Origin of the sequence: Kitasatospora sp. NPDC057936, assembly GCF_042887525.1 — a bacterium.
In the GTDB taxonomy this organism is placed as follows: domain Bacteria; phylum Actinomycetota; class Actinomycetes; order Streptomycetales; family Streptomycetaceae; genus Kitasatospora.
Map to the genome: position 1 here is coordinate 26994 of NZ_JBHVPD010000027.1, position 16853 is coordinate 43846.

Consider the following 16853-nt stretch of genomic DNA (forward strand, 5'->3'; position numbering starts at 1 on the left):
ACATCAGCTCGGGACCGCCCTCCAGGGATCATGGATCCGGACACGAGAAGACGCCCCCGGCCGTGCCTCGTGGGCAACGTCCGGGGGCGTCGGGACCGCGACCGCTCCCGTCGTGGAAAGGGTCAGATCTCCTTCGTCAGCGTCTCGAAGCGCAGGTCCTCGCGGCGCGGGATGCCGAAGCGCTCGTCGCCGTACGGGAACGGCGTGTAGACGCCGGTCCGGCGGTAGCCGCGGCGCTCGTACCAGGCGATGAGGTCGGCGCGCTGCTCGATCACCTTCATCTCCAGCACCGTGACGCCCCACTCCTCCCCCGCGAGCCGCTCCGCCTCGGCCAGCACGGACCGGCCGAGGCCGCCGCCCTGGAGGCCGGGGCGCACCGAGAACATGCCGAAGTAGGCGTGGCCGGCGTGGCGTTCCAGCTGGCAGCAGGCGAGGAGTTCGCCGTCCCGCTCGGCGACCAGGACGACGCCGTCGGGGTCGCCGACCGCCTCGGCGACGGCGTCGGCGTCGGTGCGCTGCCCGTCCAGGAGATCGGCCTCGGTGGTCCAGCCGGTGCGGCTGGAGTCGCCGCGGTAGGCGGACTCGACGAGGGCGACGAGTGCGGGCACGTCGGCGGCGGTCGCCGGACGGAAGACGGGCGGGTGAGCGGTCTCGGTCATGGGGGCGGTCCTTCCGCTTGCTCTGGTCTGTCGCGATCGGCCCAGGTGGGGCGGCCTTGCGGGCATCGTGTCACAGCCGTGGAGACCCCTGAGCGGCAGGCCCGGGGCGAACCGCGGACGACAAACGGGAGGCGCACGGGCAACGGGCGGACGACCGGGGCGCGCGGTGTCACCCCGCCACACGGGGCGGCGGTTCAGGATGTGGCCCCGGCGTCTGGTCTTCCTGGCGGGTGCATGGCTACTCTGCTCCCCGGCCGGGCCAACTCCCCGCCACACCGGCCCCATTGGGCCGCCACGCACCGGACCAGAGGAGTGTTCATGTCCAGCACTTCCCGCTCCGCCCGCACCACCAGATCCACCGCGACCCGCCGCCGCACCACGCTCGCCGCGCTGGCCGCGACCGTCGCGCTCGTCGCGGGCGCCGCCGCCCCGGCGTACGCGGACGCTCCCGCGCCCGCCGCCGCACCCGCCGCCCGCGGCGACCACCCCGAGCTCGACTTCGCCGGCTCCACGGTCGCCGCGCACGAGGGCGGCGACGCCGACCCGGCCGCGATCCGCTCGCTCGCCGTCACCCAGACCGCCGGGATGGACGTCTCCGGCTGGCAGGGCAGCGTCGACTGGGCCACGGCCGCCGCCAACGGCGCCACCTTCGCCTACGTCAAGGCGACCGAGGGCACCACGTACCGGAACCCGTCCTTCGCGCAGCAGTACAACGGCTCCTACGACGCCGGGCTGATCCGCGGCGCCTACCACTTCGCGCTGCCGGACCGCTCCTCCGGCGCCACCCAGGCCGACTTCCTGGTGGACCACGGCGGTGGCTGGTCCGCCGACGGCGTCACGCTGCCGCCCGCGCTCGACATCGAGTACAACCCGTACGGCGCGACCTGCTACGGGCTGAGCCAGGGCGCCATGGTCGCCTGGATCCACTCCTTCAGCGACACCGTCCTCGCCCGCACCGGCCGCTACCCGACGATCTACACCACGACCAACTGGTGGTCCCAGTGCACCGGAAACAACGGTGACTTCGGCGCCACCAACCCGCTCTGGATAGCCCGCTACTCCAGTTCGCCCGGCACCCTGCCGAACGGCTGGGGCTACCAGACCATCTGGCAGTACGCCTCCTCCGGCACCTTCCCCGGCGACCAGGACCTCTTCAACGGCGCCTACGACCGCCTCCAGGCGCTCGCCGCCGGCTGACGCGCGAAGGGAGCCCCCGGCAGATGCCCGGGGGCTCCCCTGCGTCGCGCTCAGCGCGGGTCGACGAGGTCCTGGGCGAAGACCGTCCCGAGCGGCTCGGGGCCCACGTACTGCTGGCAGTTGCACTGGCGCGGCTCGAACTGCACCGGCCGGCGCTCGGCGTCCCACGCGGTGGGCGCCTCGACCTCCTCGTGGCAGCGGCCCTGCTTGTCGTGCTTGGCCAGGTGGTGCGTGCAGCCGCAGACCGGCTCCGGCGGGCGCTTGGCCGCCTCCAGCGCGGCCTGCTGGCGGTCGGCCGCGTCCAGCAGCTCCAGCTTGCGCTCGTGCCGCGTCTTCAGCGCCCGGCGGGCGTTGTTGGCGACGTACCCGCCGCCGTACAGCACTGCCGGCACGATCCACCACGCGATGTCGAACATCGGCCCATCCCCCGTCGTCCCCGAATTCCCCCCTTGCGGGGTTCCGGCGCACATCGTACGCCTGACCTGCGGTGGAGGACCCAACGAGGACCCGACGAGGATCCGACGAGGACTCGGGTCAGCGGATCACGGGGAGCACCGCGGCGTCCGAACGGCCCGACGCCGCCTCGATGAACGCGACCGGGTCGGCCACCTCGGCGAGCAGCGCGCGGACCGCGCGCAGGGCCGCGTCGGCGGGCGGCGGGCCGCCGACGGCCGCGATCAGGTCGAGCAGGTGGACGGTCGCCTCCATGAGCGCCACCTCGGCCAGCGCGCCGATTCGCACGGTGCCGAGGAGCGGGTGGGCGGCGACGGTGTCGGGCGGGAGGTCCGCGCAGCCGGCCAGCGCGGCAGGGCCCTCGACCTCGAAGCGGGCGATCAGCCCGGCCGGGTCCGTCCCGGCGGCGGTCTGCTTCGCGGCGTCGGCGACCTGCCCGGCGGCGGTGTGCGCGAGACCGCCCGGCTGGTTGAAGAAGCGCAGGATGTCGGCAGCGGACTCCACCTTCGCCGGGCCGTCGACGATGGCGGAGCGCAGCTGCGTGAACGATTCGGCGCTGGGGGCGACGTGCGCGAACAGGTCCAGGACCGTCCACTCCGGCAGCCGGGTCCGCCGGGCCCACGTCTCGGCGTCCAGCCCCTTGCCGCGTTCCGCCCAGGAGAGCCAGGCCTCAGCCAACAGCTCGGTCGCGGGGGCGATGTGACGGGTCATTAGGTCTCCTCCGGCAGGGGCGCGGACAACGTGCGTCCACCGTAACCGAACGGCCCGGAAAACCGGTTGCCGGATGGGCACTTGAGACCCCACGATCGGGGCATGACCAGGACCTCCGCCCGCCCGCTGCCGCTTGCCCCCGCCGCCCGCCCGGCCCGGGCCCAGCAGCAGCGCCGCCACCGCCGGAGGCCCGACCGCGCCCACGCGTGAGCGCCGAGCTCGTCCCGGGGCTCCTCGCCGGCTACGGCATCGCCGTCCCGGTCGGGGCCGTCGGGGCCTACCTCGTGGCGCTCACCGCCCGCACCGGGCTGCGCACCGGGGCCTGCGCGGCCCTCGGCGTGGCCACGGCCGACGGGCTGTACGCGCTGCTCGCCGCCGTCGGCGGGGCCGGGCTGGCGCCGCTGCTCACGCCGGTCGCCGGGCCGCTGCGGATCGCCTCGGCGCTGGTACTGCTCGCCCTCGCCGTCCGGACGGCCGTCACCGCGCTCCGCGCCGGGTTCCGGACCGGGCAGGCCGTCGAGGCCGCACCGCCCGGACCGGCCCGGGCCTACCTCACGCTGCTCGGCATCACGCTGATGAACCCGCTCACCGTGCTCTACTTCGCCGCACTCGTCCTCGGCCGGCAGGACACGGCTCCGGGCGCGGCTCCGGGCGCGGCTCCGGGCGCGGCCGGGCGGGCGGTTTTCGTCGCCGCCGCGTTCGCGGCCTCCGCCAGCTGGCAGCTCCTGCTCGCCACCGGCGGGGCCCTGCTGGGCCGGGCGCTCACCGGTCCGCGCGCCCGGCTGCTCACAGCACTCGCCTCCGCGGCGGTGATCGGCGGGCTGGCGGTGCACCTCCTCGCCGGTGCGCCCGGTTCACCCTGAATCGGAGCAGTTCATCCGCTTCGGTAGCACATTTACCTTGTATCCTGGATTCGTATCCCTGGACATCCCTCGCCGTCCCCCACCGCGAAGGAGTGCGGACATGGCCGAGCAGGACAGCCCCGGGCCGGACGACACCGGTCAGGTCGGCCCCGCACCCGACAGCCGCGCACACGAGGGCCCCGAGAAGCGGGGACGCCTGAACCGTCCGCTGGTGCTCCGCACGGCCGTCGCGCTCGTCGACCGCGAGGGCCTCGCGGCGCTCACCATGCGGCGCCTGGCCGGGGAGCTCGGCGTCGAGTCCATGGCCCTCTACCGCTACACCCCCGGCAAGGAGGCGCTGCTCGACGGACTGATCGAGGCCTACTTCGCCGAGGTCAACGAGCGACTGCGCAGCTCCGCGCAGTCCCCGGAGCCCGCCTGGCGCGCCGAACTGCGCCGCATCGCGCGGACGTTCGCCGCCGTCGCGCACGCCCACCCCGAGATCCTGCCGCTCGTCGCCACCCGCCCGCTCGCCGTGCCGATGGCCCGCCGGCCCGCGTCCGTGCTCGACCTCACCGAGCACATCCTCGCCGTCCTCGGGCGGGCCGGCTTCGACGACTCCACCGCGCTCACCGTCTACCGCGCCTTCGTCGCCTGGAGCCTCGGCTGCATGCTCGTCGACAAGCGCCAGGTCGTCGACAACGAGGCCGAGCCGGACCCGGCGCTGCGCCTGGGCCTGCACCGGCTGTCCGCCGCCGACTACCCCCGGCTGCGCGCGCTGGTGCCCCGGTTCGCGGACTTCGACGACGAGGCGGAGCTGCTGGCCGGCCTGGACAGCCTGCTCGACCGGATGCCCCCGTCCCCGCTTGACGGGTTCTACGGCGGCGGCGCATCCTGAGGATACGAGGTACACGTCGGACATATCCCCCGCGCCCGAAAGAGGCCGCCATGATGTCCGCCGTTCCCAACGAACCATTCCCCGACGACATCCTCCGCGTCCGCGTCACCGCCAGGGACGCGGACACCCTGCGCGCGCTCCTGCGCGAGGTCCGCCCCGACAGGGGCGGCAGCCCGAGCATCGCCCCCGACGGGAGCGTCGGCATCGACGCGTACGTCCCGGAGGAACTGATTCCCGCCCTCGAACGCGAGGGCGTCACGGTCGTCCGGATCGCGAACGCCAGCGCCAAGGGCCGGGCTGCCCAGGCCGAGGTCGGCACCGGCAACCGGTTCGCCGAAGGCGCCGTGCCGCGCGGCCTGGCCGCCAAGCTCCCCGGCTGACCAGGGAGGAGAGCGTCATGCCGTACCTGAACATCGTCGAGGTCGAGTCCGCGCTGGAGAACCTCGCCACCGCGTACCCGGGCCTCGCCCAACTCGTCGACCTGCCCGAGACCTCCGTCGAGAACCGGACGATCCACGCGCTGAAGATCGGCGCCCCCGCGCCCTTCCCCAAGGACGCCGTCGTCATGCTCGGCGGCGTGCACGCCCGCGAGTGGGGCAGCTGCGAGATCCTCGTGCACCTCGCCGCCGACCTGCTGGAGGCCCACCAGAACGGCACCGGCCTCGGCTACGGCGGCGCGACGTACAGCGCCGCCCAGGTGACCGGGCTGCTCCAGCGCCTGGACCTCGTCCTCCTCCCGCTCGTCAACCCCGACGGCCGGCTCTACAGCCAGACCGTCCAGCCGATGTGGCGCAAGAACCGCAACCCGGCCTACGGCGGCGGGAACCCGGCCCCCGGCTGCACCGGCGTCGACCTCAACCGCAACTACGACTTCCTCTTCGACTTCACCACCGCCTTCTCGCCGGCCGCCGACGTCACCCACATGTCGACCAACCCGTGCGATCCGATGGTCTACGCGGGCCCGCACGCGTTCTCCGAGCCCGAGACCCGCAACGTCCGCTGGCTGCTCGACCAGTACCCGCGCACCGGCTGGCTGATCGACGTGCACAGCTACTCCGAGGACATGCTCTACAACTGGGGTGACGACGACAACCAGTCCGACAACCCCCGGATGAACTTCCAGAACGCGACGTTCGACCACAGGCGGGGCGTCGCGAACGACCTCGACTACGCCGAGTACATCGACAAGGGCGACGTCGACAACGAGGTGCTGCTCGCCGAGCGGTTCTGCCAGGGCGTCGCGAGCGTCCGCGGGATCGTCTACACGCCGAAGACCGGGTTCAACCTGTACCCGACCAGCGGGACCAGCGACGACTACGCGTTCGCGCGGCACTTCGTCGACCCGCAGAAGGGCAGGGTGCTCGGGTTCACCGTCGAGTGGGGAACGGAGTTCCACCCGAAGTGGGCGGACATGGAGAAGATCATCCTCGACGTGGACGCGGGCCTCGTGGCGTTCTGCCTGGCCACCGCGTGAAACCCCCTGAGTGAAATCCCCTGAGCCATCGTGCCCGACAGCGGAGCGCCCGCCACGACCGGTCGTGGCGGGCGCTCCAAGGCGTCTGCAACTCGTCTGCTCAGGCGGCCCGGTGGAAGAAGAACGGGTCGATCGACACCGCCACGCCGGAGGTGCCGTCGACGTCGAGCAGTTGGTGGGTCGTGAAGTCCGCGTTGCGCTGGTACGTCACGCCCACCGGGAAGTTGGCGTTGTCGGGGGTGTTGTTGCCCGAGAACACGCCGTAGAAGTCGGCGCCGACCGTGAGCAGCCGGATGTAGTCGCCGAGGTACGGCAGGCCGACGGCCACGGGCACGTCGGCGGGGGCCTGGTGGAGCACAGTGGTCTCCGGCGTGCTCTTCCAGCCGTCCGCGGTGGTCTCCAGGACCGTCGTCCACTGGTTGTCGGCGAACTTCTGGTAGGCCAGGCCGACCAGGCCGGCGGAGTTGACGGCCAGCGCCGGGTTCTTGACGTCGGTGATGTCCTGGCGCGCCTGCGCCCAGCTCTGGCCACGGTCGGCCGAGTGCCGGACGTGCAGGGTGTTGTCGGTGCCGCCCGCTCCGCCGACCCGGTCGCACCAGGCGATCCAGACGCTGTCCGCGTCCTTCGGGTCGACCGCGATGGTCAGGTCACCGCCGAGGCGTTCCTGCCCCAGGGTCGAGTTGAAGGCCACGAAGCGGCCGGTCGCCACCCGCTGGCCCGGGCTGCTGTCGGTGGCGTCCTTGAGGTCCTGGAACGGATTGGCCCCGGCGCCGGCGCTGTCGTCGCGGGTCACCACGACGTCGAAGGTGACGTCGGAGACGGCCTGGACGGCGGTCGTGGACGTCCAGCTCTCGAACGCCGCGTAGACCGTGCCGTCGGGGTGCAGGGCCAGCCTGACCGGCGGGCCGTCCTGACCGTCCGGGGTGCGCCGTTCGATGCCGGTGGACGCGAAGCCGGCCGGGGCGCGGGCCGTCCGGGCGTCGGCCGAGACGTCCACGGTGGCGGTCTGGGAGGTCGGGGACGGGTGGTTGAAGTTGTTGTTGCCGACGAGGACGCGGTCGTGGTCTGCGCCGGCGCTCGCGACGGTGTCGGCGATGGTCCACGGCTGGTCCACCTGGTCCCGGCTGACGAGGACCTCCATCGGGGCGGTCGACGTGAGGGACGGCGCGCGCAGGATCTGCAGGAGGGTCTTGTTCTGCCGGAAGGCGGCCACACCGTTCAGGATGCCCGCGTAGAGGGCACCGCCCCGGTCCGCGAACGCCACGGTGATGTCGCCCGTGCCGAAGCCCCGCCCCCCGCCCGGGACGATCGTGTTCAGCGACCAGGTGTTGCCGCCGTCCGTGGATACGTACACCGGCGCGAACCGGCCGCCCATCGGGTCGGAGGTGAAGGCGGTCGCCACCATCTCGGTGGGCTTCTCCGGATTGACCGCGAGGAACGGCTCGGAGTCCTGCTCGGACTCGCCGCTCAACGCCTTGGGGGTCAGGTCGACGACCTTGAAGGTGGGCATGCCGGCTCACATCCCTTCGCGCAGCGCGGCGAGCCGGTGCGCCGGCTGGTAGTCGTCGGCGTCCCGCAGCGCGTACGGCGCCAGCTCCCGCTGGTCGCCCTCGGTCGCGTGCAGGAGCCACAGCCCGCTCTGGCCGGCCGCGGGCTTGGGAACGTGGTTCCAGTGGCGGTCACGGCTGTTGGGGTACAGCACCCGGACGGTGCGGTCGGGGACCGTGCCCCGCTCCACGTGCTCGACGTCCAGGCCGGCCCGCCACCAGTGCGGGTCGTGTTCGGAGCGGGGGCCCGCCCCGTCCAGCCGCTCCAGCCCGGTCACCGTGCCGAGCAGCACGGCATCGGCCTCCCGGGCGTGCACGGCGAGGTCCTGCCGGTGGATCTCGCGCAGCACGGCGGAGAACGGCAGTTCGTCGGCGCTGGTCGCCGCGAGGGCGATGTGCGGGCGGACGGCGTGGGCGGGCAGGCGGCCGACCTCGGTGACGGCGAGGTCGGCGCCGTAGTGCAGGCCTTCGGTGAAGAACGCGGCCGAGTCGCCGACCTCCAGCCGGGGAGCATCGGCCTTCAGCTGCACGGTGACCCGGCTGCCGGCGAGCCGCCGGAACGCGTCGGGCGCGTGCAGGACGTGGTCGACCCGGACGACGGCGGTGTGCTGGTCGGCCTCCACGGTCGACAGCGGGGTACCGCCGGTGCGGGTCACGGTGCCGACGAAGCTCAGCGGGGTGCGCCGGACGAGGTCGGTGATCTCGCCGGGCGGCACCGCGGGGGCCGCGGCCGGTGTGGGATCGGTCATGGCGATCCTCCTTGGATGGCGCGGTCAGTGCGCGGCGCGGGCGGCGGACGGGTGCGTCCGGCGCCACTCGGTCCGCGCGCCGAGGGCGCAGGCGGCGGTGACGGCCGCGGCGAGCGCGACGACGAGCCACTCGGCGGCTCCGCTGCCGGCGTCCGGGTCGACGCCGAGCAGGGTCTCGATCCACTGCGGCCACACCAGGGTGATCAGGAACAGCAGCCCGGAGAGGCTGCCGAGGGCGGTCTCCAGCCAGAAGCGGGGCCGGACCCGGCTCTCGCGACGGGCTGGTTCGCGGGACTGGAAGGACTCGAAGAACTGGAAGGGCTGGAAGGGCATGACTGCACCTCCCCTTCTCCAGACCGGAACGCCCGGGCCGCTCATGGCGCGGTGCACGACCGCGCCGGGACGGCCCGGGGCGGGGTCTGCTCGGGGATCTTGCGGGGTTCTCGCTGGACGTTCTTGCTCGGTTCCGGAGTGTCACGACCGCTTGGGAGTTCGCCGGGCGGGGCGGCGGCGCGGTGTCGGGCCCGCGCGCTCCGGGCGGCGATGTACACCTGCGGCGTACACCTGCGTTGTAGACCTACGAGGCACACGTACTTCGTATACGAGTCTGCTCGCCGCGGGGAGCCCGGTCAAGGCCGGGAACGGCGGGCTCGGCGCTCAGACCTGCGCGCCGAGCATCCGCAGCACCAACTCGCCGTAACGGCGCCCGAGTTCCTCTGGCGTCTCGGTGCTGCGGTCGGTGTACCAGCGGGACACGTCGATGCCGAGCGAGGTGACCGCGCGGGCGGCCGTGCGCACCTCGGAGACGGCGAAGGCGCCCGACGCGACGCCCTCCTCGATCAGTGCGCTCACCTCGCGCTCGATGTCCAGCCGCAGCGCCGCGACGACCGCGTACGCGTCCTCGGGCAGCGCGTGCAGCTCGTAGTTGACCACCCGGCCGACCATCCGGCCCCGCGCGTGCCAGGCGCTGAACTCCTCGACCAGCCGCCGCATCCGCTGCGCCGGCTCCTCCTCGCCCGCCGCCGCCCGCCGGACCAGCGCCAGCGTCGCGGCGTGCCCGGCCTGGCTGATCTCGGCGAGCAGCGCGGCCTTGGACGGGTAGTGGATGTACAGCGCGGCCGGGCTCATCCCCGCGGCGGTCGCGATGTCGCGGGTGGTGGTGGCGTGGAAGCCGCGCTCGGCGAAGGACTCGACGGCGGCCTGGAGCAGCCGGTACGCCGCCTCGGGGCGGGAGTCGGTGCCGCCGGGCGGGGCGGGCCAGAGGTCGGCGATGGGCGTGCTGGTCATGGCGTCATCCTCGCATCATCCTCACCGGGAACTCGTACGCGCATTCGCGCCGGCCGCCCCGGACGTGCCCGGTTCGCCTCGGCCCCGGACGGTCCGGGTGGGCTGTTGACAGGCTCCCCCACCGACACCATGCTGAGCAAGCGCTTAGTCAGCGCTCCTCTCACCGTTGCTCCTCCCGTCGAACCGCGCGAAAGGCAGGACCCTCCGTGGTGCACTCCTTCAAGGGCAAGGTGGCCGTCGTCACCGGATCGAGCCGGGGCATCGGCCTCGGGATCGCGCGCGAGCTGGTCGCCCGCGGGGCCAAGGTCTGCCTGACCGCCCGCAACCCCGAGCCGCTGGCCGAGGCCGTCCGCGACCTGGGCGGCCCGGAGAACGCGATCGCCGTCGCCGGCAAGTCCGACGACCCGGCCCACCAGGAGGAGGCCGTCGCCCGCACCCTGGAGGCCTTCGGGCGGCTCGACCACCTCGTCAACAACACCGGGATCAACCCGGTCTACGGGCCGGTGCTGACCACCGACGAGGACGCCGCCGCCAAGATCCTCGCCGTCAACGTGCTCGCCCCGCTCGCCTGGACCCGCCGGGTGCACGCCGCGTGGATGGGCGAGCACGGCGGGTCGATCGTCAACGTCGCCTCCGTCGCGGGCATCCGCGCCTCGCTCGGCATCGGCATGTACGGCGTCAGCAAGGCCGCGCTGATCCGGCTCACCGCGGAGCTCGGCGCCGAGCTCGGCCCGCAGGGGATCCGGGTCAACGCCGTCGCCCCCGCCGTCGTCAAGACGAAGTTCGCCGAGGCGCTGTACGAGGGCCGCGAGGAGAAGGTCGCCGCCAAGTACCCGCTGGGCCGCCTCGGCGTGCCGGAGGACATCGCCGGCGCCGTCGCCTTCCTGCTCTCCCCCGACGCCGGGTGGATCACCGGCCAGACCGTCGTCCTGGACGGCGGCGTGACGCTGGGCGGTGGCATGTGAGCGCCTTCGACGGACAGGGCTTCGACGGACAGGACTTCACCGGACAGGGCGTCGTGGTCACCGGCGCCGGACGCGGCATCGGCGCCGCGCTCGCGACGGCCTTCGCCGCCGCCGGCGCGCACGTCGTGGTCAACGACCTGGACGCGGACGCCGCCGGCGCCGTCGCCGCCCGGATCGGCGGCACCGCCCTGCCCGGCGACGCGGCCTCCGCCGACGGGCTCGCCGAGCTGATCGGGCGGGCCCGCGAGGCCGTCGGCGAGATCGACGTCTGGTGCGCAAACGCGGGCGTCGCCCCGATCGGCGGCGCCGACGCACCCGCCGCGGCCTGGGCCGGCGCGTGGGAGGTCAACGTCCTCGCCCACGTCCGGGCCGCCGACCTGCTGCTCCCCCGCTGGCTGGAGCGCGGCCGGGGCCGGTTCCTCGCCACCGTCTCCGCCGCCGGGCTGCTCAGCATGCTCGGCTCGGCCCCGTACGCCGTCACCAAGCACGGCGCGCTCGCCTTCGCCGAGTGGCTCTCCGCGACCTACCGCCACCGCGGCATCCACGTCCACGCGCTCTGCCCGCAGGGCGTGCGCACCGACATGCTCGCCGGTACGGGCGCCGTCGGCGAGGCCCTGCTCGCGCCGACCGCCATCGCCCCCGAGGACGTCGCCGAGGCGGCCCTCGCCGGCCTGCGCGAGGACCGCTTCCTGATCCTCCCGCACCCCGAGGTCGCCGAGTACTACCGCGCCCGCGCCACCGACCCGGACCGCTGGCTCGGCTCGATGAACCGGCTCCAGCAGGGACTCGAGAAGGGCGGCGCGCTGTGAGGGCCTGGCAGGTGGGCGAGCTCGGCGAGCCGCTCGGCGTGATGAAGCTGGTCGAGGACGTGCCCCGACCCGTGGCCGGTCCCGGGCAGTTGCTCGTCCGGGTGCGCGCGGCGGCCGTCAACTTCCCGGACGCGCTGATGGTCCGCGGCCAGTACCAGGTGCGCCCGCCGCTGCCGTTCACGCCCGGCGTCGAGCTGTGCGGCGAGGTCGTGGCCGGCGCCCGGCGCGGCGAGCGGCTGATCGGCAACCCCGTGCTGCCGCACGGCGCGTTCGCCGAGTACGCGCTGCTCGACGCCGCCGCCGCGTTCCCCGCCCCCGAGGCGCTGGACGACGCCGAGGCGAGCGCGCTGCACATCGGCTACCAGACCGCCTGGTTCGCCCTGCACCGGCGGGCCCGGCTGCGCGCGGGCGAGACGCTGCTGGTGCACGCGGCGGCGGGCGGGGTCGGCAGCGCGGCGGTCCAGCTCGGCCGCGCCGCTGGGGCCCGGGTGATCGCCGTGGTCGGCGGCCCGGCCAAGGCGGAGGCGGCCCGCGCGCTCGGCGCCGACGTCGTCGTGGACCGGACCGCCGAGGACTTCGTCGCCGTCGTGAAGCAGGCGACGGACGGCCGCGGCGCCGACGTCGTCTTCGACCCGGTCGGCGGCGACGCCTTCACCGGCTCGACGAAGTGCATCGCCTTCGAGGGCCGGATCGTCGTGGTCGGCTTCGCCGCCGGGCAGATCCCGGCTCCCGCGCTCAACCACGCCCTGGTGAAGAACTACGCGATCCTGGGCCTGCACTGGGGCCTGTACAACACGCGCGCCCCGCAGACCGTCCAGGCCGCGCACGAGGAGCTCACCAAGCTGTCCGAGACGGGCGTCGTCCGCCCGCTGGTCGGCGCCCGCCTCCCGCTCGCCTCGGCCGCGGAAGCCGTCCAGCGGGTGGCGGACGGGCTGAGCGTGGGGCGCCTGGTGGTGCTGGGTGATTAGTTCGGGGCGATGACGTCCAGCTCGCGGATTCGCGAAGCCGCCGTTCCGTCCGGCGGTGCGCGAGCCGCGCAGGGCAGGTGGTCGCCGTCGCCGGACAGGCTCGTGCTCACGGCGTGCTCGACGCCCGCTTCCTCGGCCGCCGCCATGAGGCCTCGCCCGGCGGGGGTTCAGTCGGCCGGGCCTCCGAGCGGCGCCCGGTGCTGGAGGAGCACCGTCATCTCCACGGCCACCCGGTCCCCCACCGAGAGGCCGTGCAGCCTGCGCACGGCGTTCTTGATCGGCAGGAGGTAGCCGCCGTCCTTCGGGAAGAGCGACGTGGCGAACGCCTTCCCGCCGATCCGGGCCTCGACCGGGACGACTCCCCAGCCGTACGTGGCCATCGCCGCGACCTCGCGCACGTCGGCGGCCTGCTCCTCGGCCACGGGGACGAAGAAGTACGGGGAAGGCCCGCGCCATTCGATCACGTGGCCGGTGAAGGCGATGTCCATGAGGCCGATCCGATCGTGAGAACGCCCGATGCCCGCCCAGCGTATGACGGTGGGCGAGGTGCCCCCCGGGAACCAGTGGCTCCCGGGGGCACCTCGCCCAGCACCTCACGCGTGACACCGGCCGCGCACTACCGCTCGTAGACCATCTCGGGGAAGCGCGGCGACGGGCCGTCCAGGAGGTGGTCGTCGTGGCCGCGCAGCCAGCGGTCGAAGAACGACGCGACGTAGGAGCGGGTGGCGAGCACCGCGCGGTCCGGGCGGACGTCGCCGACGTCCTCGGTCAGCTGCGCCTGGCTGATCGCGCCCTGGCGGGCGAGCTGGGGCAGCAGGGACTGCGCGTCGGTGTAGGAGCCGTGGCGCGAGCCGGTGAGGGTGACGTCGGCGTGCCAGCCGGTGCTGTGCTGCCACAGGGCGTCCCAGCCGGGCTGCTTGTGATAGCTGCCGGAGTCGGGGTTCTGGGTGCCCATGAGCAGGAAGGGGCGGGTCAGGCCGTCCTCGGCGACGCTGGTCAGGTGAACGCCGGTGCCGTCCGGGCCGGGGAAGTGCAGCTGGCCGTCGAGGTTGACGCCGACCTTGAGGCGCGGGTCGTCGTGCATGGTCTGGAGGGCCGCGGAGCCGCCCCCGGAGTGGCCGACCATGCCGATCCGGTCGAGGTCCAGGGAGGCGGCGAGGCCGGGCGGCAGCTGCTTGTCGTGGCGCAGCCCGGCCAGCTGGTCCAGCACGAAGCGGGTGTCGTCGACCCGGGTCTGCAGCGTCTTGCGCAGGAGGGCCTCCATGTCGAGGCCGGGCTGGGCCATCAGCACGGGGAACACGGAGGTGGCGAGGTCCCCGTCGGGGAAGGCGACCTCGGAGGCGTCGTACGTGTGGTCGACGGTGACGACGACGTAGCCGCGCGAGGCGAGGTCCTCGACCAGGCCGGTGCCCCACGTGCGCGGGTCGCCGAAGCCCGCCGAGTACAGCACGACGGGCCGCTTGCCGCCGGGGAGGGCGGGCGCGTCGGCGCGGGCGTGGGTGCGGATGCCGGCCCAGTCGGTGCGGCCGGGCTCGAAGCCGAGGTCGCTCTGGCCGACGCTCCCGGCGCTGCCGAAGTGGTCGGCGGCGGCGGGGAGCATGTACGGCGCGCGGTCGTTGCCGGTGGCGGGCCGGGTGGTCGGGTACCAGAAGCTGATCATCAGCTTGCGGGCTTGCCCGGGCTTCCAGGGGTCGTCCCGGTGGTCGTCCGTGAGCTGCAGGGACGTCGTGCCGACCGGGTACGGCCCGGTGGGCTGCGGCAGCCAGGCCCTGGCCTGCTGCGCGGTGCCCTGCCCGGTGGCTGCCAGCGCGGCCGGTGCGGCCACCACGCCCAGTGTCGCCGTCGCCGCCAGCAGCACGGCCGCCACGGCCCGTCCTCGCCTGTTCATCGCCGTTCCTCCTCGTTCGGGATCCGTCTCTCGACACGAGGGACGGTACGGGTGAGGAGGGGCCTGGGCCGTCATACCGGGGTGCCAAGTCGGCCCGTAGTACCCCGGTATGACGTCCATACGGTCACAGGTACTTCTTCAGCTCCCGGCGCGCCAGCGAGCGCTTGTGCACCTCGTCCGGCCCGTCGGCCAGGCGCAGCGTGCGGTTGCCGGCCCAGAGCTGGGCGAGCGGGGTGTCCTGGCTGACGCCGGCGGCGCCGTGGGCCTGGACGGCCTTGTCGAGGATCCACTCGACGGTGATCGGGGTGGCGATCTTGATGGCCTGGATCTCGGTGTGCGCGCCGCGGTTGCCGACGGTGTCCATCAGCCACGCGGTCTTGAGCACGAGCAGCCGCAACTGCTCGATGCGGACCCGGGATTCGGCGATCCAGTCCTGCACGACGCCCTGGTCGGCGAGCGGCCGGCCGAAGGCCTCGCGCCCGATGGACCGGCGGCACATGAGCTCCAGCGCGCGCTCGGCGATGCCGATGGCGCGCATGCAGTGGTGGATGCGGCCGGGCCCGAGGCGGGCCTGGGCGATGGCGAAGCCGGCGCCCTCCTCGCCGATCAGGTTCGCGGCGGGGACGCGGACGTCCTCGAACAGCACCTCGGCGTGGCCGCCGTGGTCGGAGTCGTCGTAGCCGAACACCTTCATGCCGCGCTTGACGGTGACGCCGGGGGTGTCGCGCGGCACGAGGATCATGCTCTGCTGGCGGTGCTTGGCGGCGGCCGGGTCCGTCTTGCCCATCACGATGAGGATCCGGCACTGCGGGTTCATCGCGCCGGTGATGTACCACTTGCGGCCGTTGACCACGTACTCGTCGCCGTCGCGCTCGATGCGGGTGGCGATGTTGGTGGCGTCGGAGGAGGCGACCTCGGGCTCGGTCATCGCGAAGGCGGAGCGGATCTCGCCGTCGAGGAGGGGGCGCAGCCAGCGCTCGCGCTGCTCGGGGCTGCCGAACTGGGCGAGGAGCTCCATGTTGCCGGTGTCGGGGGCGGCGCAGTTGAACGCGGGCGGGGCCAACTGGGGGCTGCGGCCGGTGATTTCGGCGAGCGGGGCGTACTGGAGGTTGGTGAGGCCGGCGCCCTCGTCGCCGGGCAGGAAGAGGTTCCACAGGCCCTGCTTGCGGGCCTCGGCCTGGAGGTCCGCGACGATCGGCGGGACGCTCCAGGCGGGGCGGGCGGGGTCGGCGAGCTGCTCTTCGAGAACGGGCTCGGCGGGGTACACGTGCGCGTCCATGAAGGCGAGCAGCTGCTCGCGGAGCTGGTTCGTGCGGGCGTCGTAGGCGAAGTCCATCAGGCTGCTTCCTTCAGGGTGGTCAGGCCGTACCGGGCGAGGATCGGGGCCATCTCGCCGGCCCGCTCGAAGCCGGCGCCGAGGGTGCCGCCCTGCTGGAAGCGGTAGTGGATGCCCTCGGCGACGACGGCGAGCTTGAAGGCGGCGAAGGCGACGTACCATTCGAGGTCTTCGGCCTGACGTCCCGTCAATTCCGCGTAGTGGGCGACCATTTCCTTGCTGGACGGGAAGCCGGGGGCGGTCATGGCGGCAGGGATGATGCCGCCGCCGACGCCGGCGACCTCGGTGTACATCACGAGGAGGCCGATGTCGGTGAGGGGGTCGCCGAGGGTGGACATCTCCCAGTCGAGGACGGCGGCGATCGCGTCGCTGTCGTCGACGAGGACGTTGTCCAGCCGGTAGTCCCCGTGGACGAGCGCGGGGGCGGGCGACTCCGGGCGGCGGGCGGAGAGGAGGTCGTGCAGCCTGTCGAGCTCGGGGAGGTCCCGGCTGCGGGAGGCAGCGAGTTGCTTCGACCAGCGGCGCAGCTGGCGTTCGAGGTAGCCGTCCGGGTGCCCGAAGTCGGCGAGCCCGACGGCGGCCGGGTCGATCCGGTGCAGGGCGGCGAGGGTAGAGACGAGGCGGCGGCCGAGGGCACGGACACGGTCCTCGCCGAGGGCGACGAGGGGGGCGGGGTCACGGTGAGCGACGCCGGGGACGAACTCCATGAGGTACCAGGGCGCGCCGAGGACGTCCGGGGTGGGGTCGTGGTGGAGCGTGCGCGGGACGGGGACGTCGGTGTCGCGGAGGGCGGTCATGACGCGGTACTCGCGGCCCATGTCGTGAGCGGTGGCGAGCACGTGCCCGAGCGGCGGCCGCCGGAGGACCCACTGAGAGTGGCCGTCGGTGAGCACGTAGGTGAGGTTGGAGCGCCCGCCCTCGATGAGCGAGGCAGAGAGAGGGCCCTGGACGAGGCCGGGCAGCTCACGGTCCAGGTGAGCCCGGAGGCGCCCCAGGTCCAGCCCGGGCGGATCGGCGGGGGTCGTCTCGGGCATCGGGCGGCTCCTGGGGGTGGCGTAGGTTCCATCTCG

At 73.7% G+C, this 16853-nt stretch carries 20 protein-coding genes; 8 read left to right on the forward strand and 12 right to left on the reverse strand.

All coding sequences use genetic code 11. The annotated features are described in order from the left end of the window. Positions 1-122: 122 nt before the first annotated feature. The gene (locus ACFVU9_RS16870) at positions 123-659 is read right to left on the reverse strand and encodes a GNAT family N-acetyltransferase (RefSeq protein WP_380444107.1); all 537 of its coding nucleotides are present in this window, start codon (positions 657-659) and stop codon (positions 123-125) included. A 318-nt stretch (positions 660-977) separates the two neighbouring features. Between ACFVU9_RS16870 and ACFVU9_RS16875 the strand changes: the two genes are divergently transcribed. Further along, positions 978-1856, forward strand: a complete 879-nt coding sequence (locus ACFVU9_RS16875) for a lysozyme (protein ID WP_380502648.1) — start codon at positions 978-980, stop codon at positions 1854-1856. 50 nt (positions 1857-1906) lie between these two features. On the opposite strand, the gene ACFVU9_RS16880 is transcribed toward ACFVU9_RS16875, so the two are convergent. Then, entirely contained in the window at positions 1907-2272 is a 366-nt protein-coding gene (locus ACFVU9_RS16880) for a hypothetical protein (RefSeq protein ID WP_380444103.1), read from the reverse strand. Between the two features lie 118 nt (positions 2273-2390). Continuing rightward, positions 2391-3020 carry a maleylpyruvate isomerase N-terminal domain-containing protein gene (locus ACFVU9_RS16885; protein ID WP_380502651.1) on the reverse strand — a complete coding sequence of 210 codons (630 nt, stop codon included), beginning with the start codon at positions 3018-3020 and terminating at the stop codon, positions 2391-2393. 206 nt (positions 3021-3226) lie between these two features. On the opposite strand from ACFVU9_RS16885, the gene ACFVU9_RS16890 reads away from it, so the two are divergent. The 4 genes from ACFVU9_RS16890 (at position 3227) to ACFVU9_RS16905 (ending at position 6234) form a co-directional block, all read left to right on the forward strand. Continuing rightward, positions 3227-3883, forward strand: coding sequence for a LysE family transporter (locus ACFVU9_RS16890; protein WP_387593967.1), 657 nt, complete (start codon positions 3227-3229; stop codon positions 3881-3883). A 100-nt stretch (positions 3884-3983) separates the two neighbouring features. After that, positions 3984-4760, forward strand: a complete 777-nt coding sequence (locus ACFVU9_RS16895) for a TetR/AcrR family transcriptional regulator (protein ID WP_380444097.1) — start codon at positions 3984-3986, stop codon at positions 4758-4760. Positions 4761-4810: 50 nt separating this feature from the next. After that, complete coding sequence (locus ACFVU9_RS16900) at positions 4811-5140, forward strand: hypothetical protein (protein ID WP_380502655.1); 330 nt, start codon at positions 4811-4813, stop codon at positions 5138-5140. Positions 5141-5157: 17 nt separating this feature from the next. Beyond that, positions 5158-6234 carry a M14 family metallopeptidase gene (locus ACFVU9_RS16905; RefSeq protein WP_380502658.1) on the forward strand — a complete coding sequence of 359 codons (1077 nt, stop codon included), beginning with the start codon at positions 5158-5160 and terminating at the stop codon, positions 6232-6234. A gap of 100 nt (positions 6235-6334) precedes the next feature. Here ACFVU9_RS16905 and ACFVU9_RS16910 read toward each other — a convergent pair whose 3' ends face one another. The 4 genes from ACFVU9_RS16910 to ACFVU9_RS16925 all read right to left on the reverse strand — a co-directional run bounded on the left by ACFVU9_RS16910 (position 6335) and on the right by ACFVU9_RS16925 (position 9817). Then, complete coding sequence (locus ACFVU9_RS16910; protein WP_380494856.1) at positions 6335-7744, reverse strand: hypothetical protein; 1410 nt, start codon at positions 7742-7744, stop codon at positions 6335-6337. A gap of 6 nt (positions 7745-7750) precedes the next feature. Next, positions 7751-8530, reverse strand: a complete 780-nt coding sequence (locus ACFVU9_RS16915; RefSeq protein WP_387593970.1) for a hypothetical protein — start codon at positions 8528-8530, stop codon at positions 7751-7753. Positions 8531-8554: 24 nt separating this feature from the next. After that, positions 8555-8863, reverse strand: a complete 309-nt coding sequence (locus ACFVU9_RS16920; protein ID WP_380494860.1) for an ABC transporter permease — start codon at positions 8861-8863, stop codon at positions 8555-8557. A 324-nt stretch (positions 8864-9187) separates the two neighbouring features. Then, complete coding sequence (locus ACFVU9_RS16925) at positions 9188-9817, reverse strand: TetR/AcrR family transcriptional regulator (protein WP_380494862.1); 630 nt, start codon at positions 9815-9817, stop codon at positions 9188-9190. A 206-nt stretch (positions 9818-10023) separates the two neighbouring features. Between ACFVU9_RS16925 and ACFVU9_RS16930 the strand changes: the two genes are divergently transcribed. From ACFVU9_RS16930 to ACFVU9_RS16940, 3 genes are read left to right on the forward strand one after another with little or no spacing between them, the layout of a single operon-like run. Next, positions 10024-10782 (forward strand): SDR family oxidoreductase, encoded by a 759-nt coding sequence (locus ACFVU9_RS16930; RefSeq protein WP_387593972.1) that lies wholly within the window; start codon positions 10024-10026, stop codon positions 10780-10782. Then, positions 10779-11591 carry an SDR family NAD(P)-dependent oxidoreductase gene (locus tag ACFVU9_RS16935; protein ID WP_380502664.1) on the forward strand — a complete coding sequence of 271 codons (813 nt, stop codon included), beginning with the start codon at positions 10779-10781 and terminating at the stop codon, positions 11589-11591. Before ACFVU9_RS16930 ends, ACFVU9_RS16935 begins: the two co-directional genes overlap by 4 nt. Further along, positions 11588-12559, forward strand: coding sequence for an NADPH:quinone oxidoreductase family protein (locus ACFVU9_RS16940; protein ID WP_387593975.1), 972 nt, complete (start codon positions 11588-11590; stop codon positions 12557-12559). Before ACFVU9_RS16935 ends, ACFVU9_RS16940 begins: the two co-directional genes overlap by 4 nt. Here ACFVU9_RS16940 and ACFVU9_RS16945 read toward each other — a convergent pair. The 5 genes from ACFVU9_RS16945 to ACFVU9_RS16965 form a co-directional block, all read right to left on the reverse strand. After that, positions 12556-12705, reverse strand: coding sequence for a hypothetical protein (locus ACFVU9_RS16945; RefSeq protein WP_387593977.1), 150 nt, complete (start codon positions 12703-12705; stop codon positions 12556-12558). The two genes, ACFVU9_RS16940 and ACFVU9_RS16945, sit on opposite strands and share 4 nt — an antisense overlap. A gap of 21 nt (positions 12706-12726) precedes the next feature. Continuing rightward, positions 12727-13047: a DUF1905 domain-containing protein gene (locus ACFVU9_RS16950; protein WP_380502669.1), complete on the reverse strand. Its 321-nt coding sequence runs from the start codon at positions 13045-13047 to the stop codon at positions 12727-12729. Positions 13048-13175: 128 nt separating this feature from the next. Beyond that, complete coding sequence (locus ACFVU9_RS16955) at positions 13176-14447, reverse strand: alpha/beta hydrolase family protein (protein WP_387593979.1); 1272 nt, start codon at positions 14445-14447, stop codon at positions 13176-13178. Between the two features lie 124 nt (positions 14448-14571). Next, positions 14572-15783: an acyl-CoA dehydrogenase family protein gene (locus tag ACFVU9_RS16960; protein ID WP_387593981.1), complete on the reverse strand. Its 1212-nt coding sequence runs from the start codon at positions 15781-15783 to the stop codon at positions 14572-14574. Further along, positions 15783-16817 carry a phosphotransferase family protein gene (locus ACFVU9_RS16965; RefSeq protein ID WP_387593983.1) on the reverse strand — a complete coding sequence of 345 codons (1035 nt, stop codon included), beginning with the start codon at positions 16815-16817 and terminating at the stop codon, positions 15783-15785. Before ACFVU9_RS16965 ends, ACFVU9_RS16960 begins: the two co-directional genes overlap by 1 nt. Positions 16818-16853 lie beyond the last annotated feature (36 nt).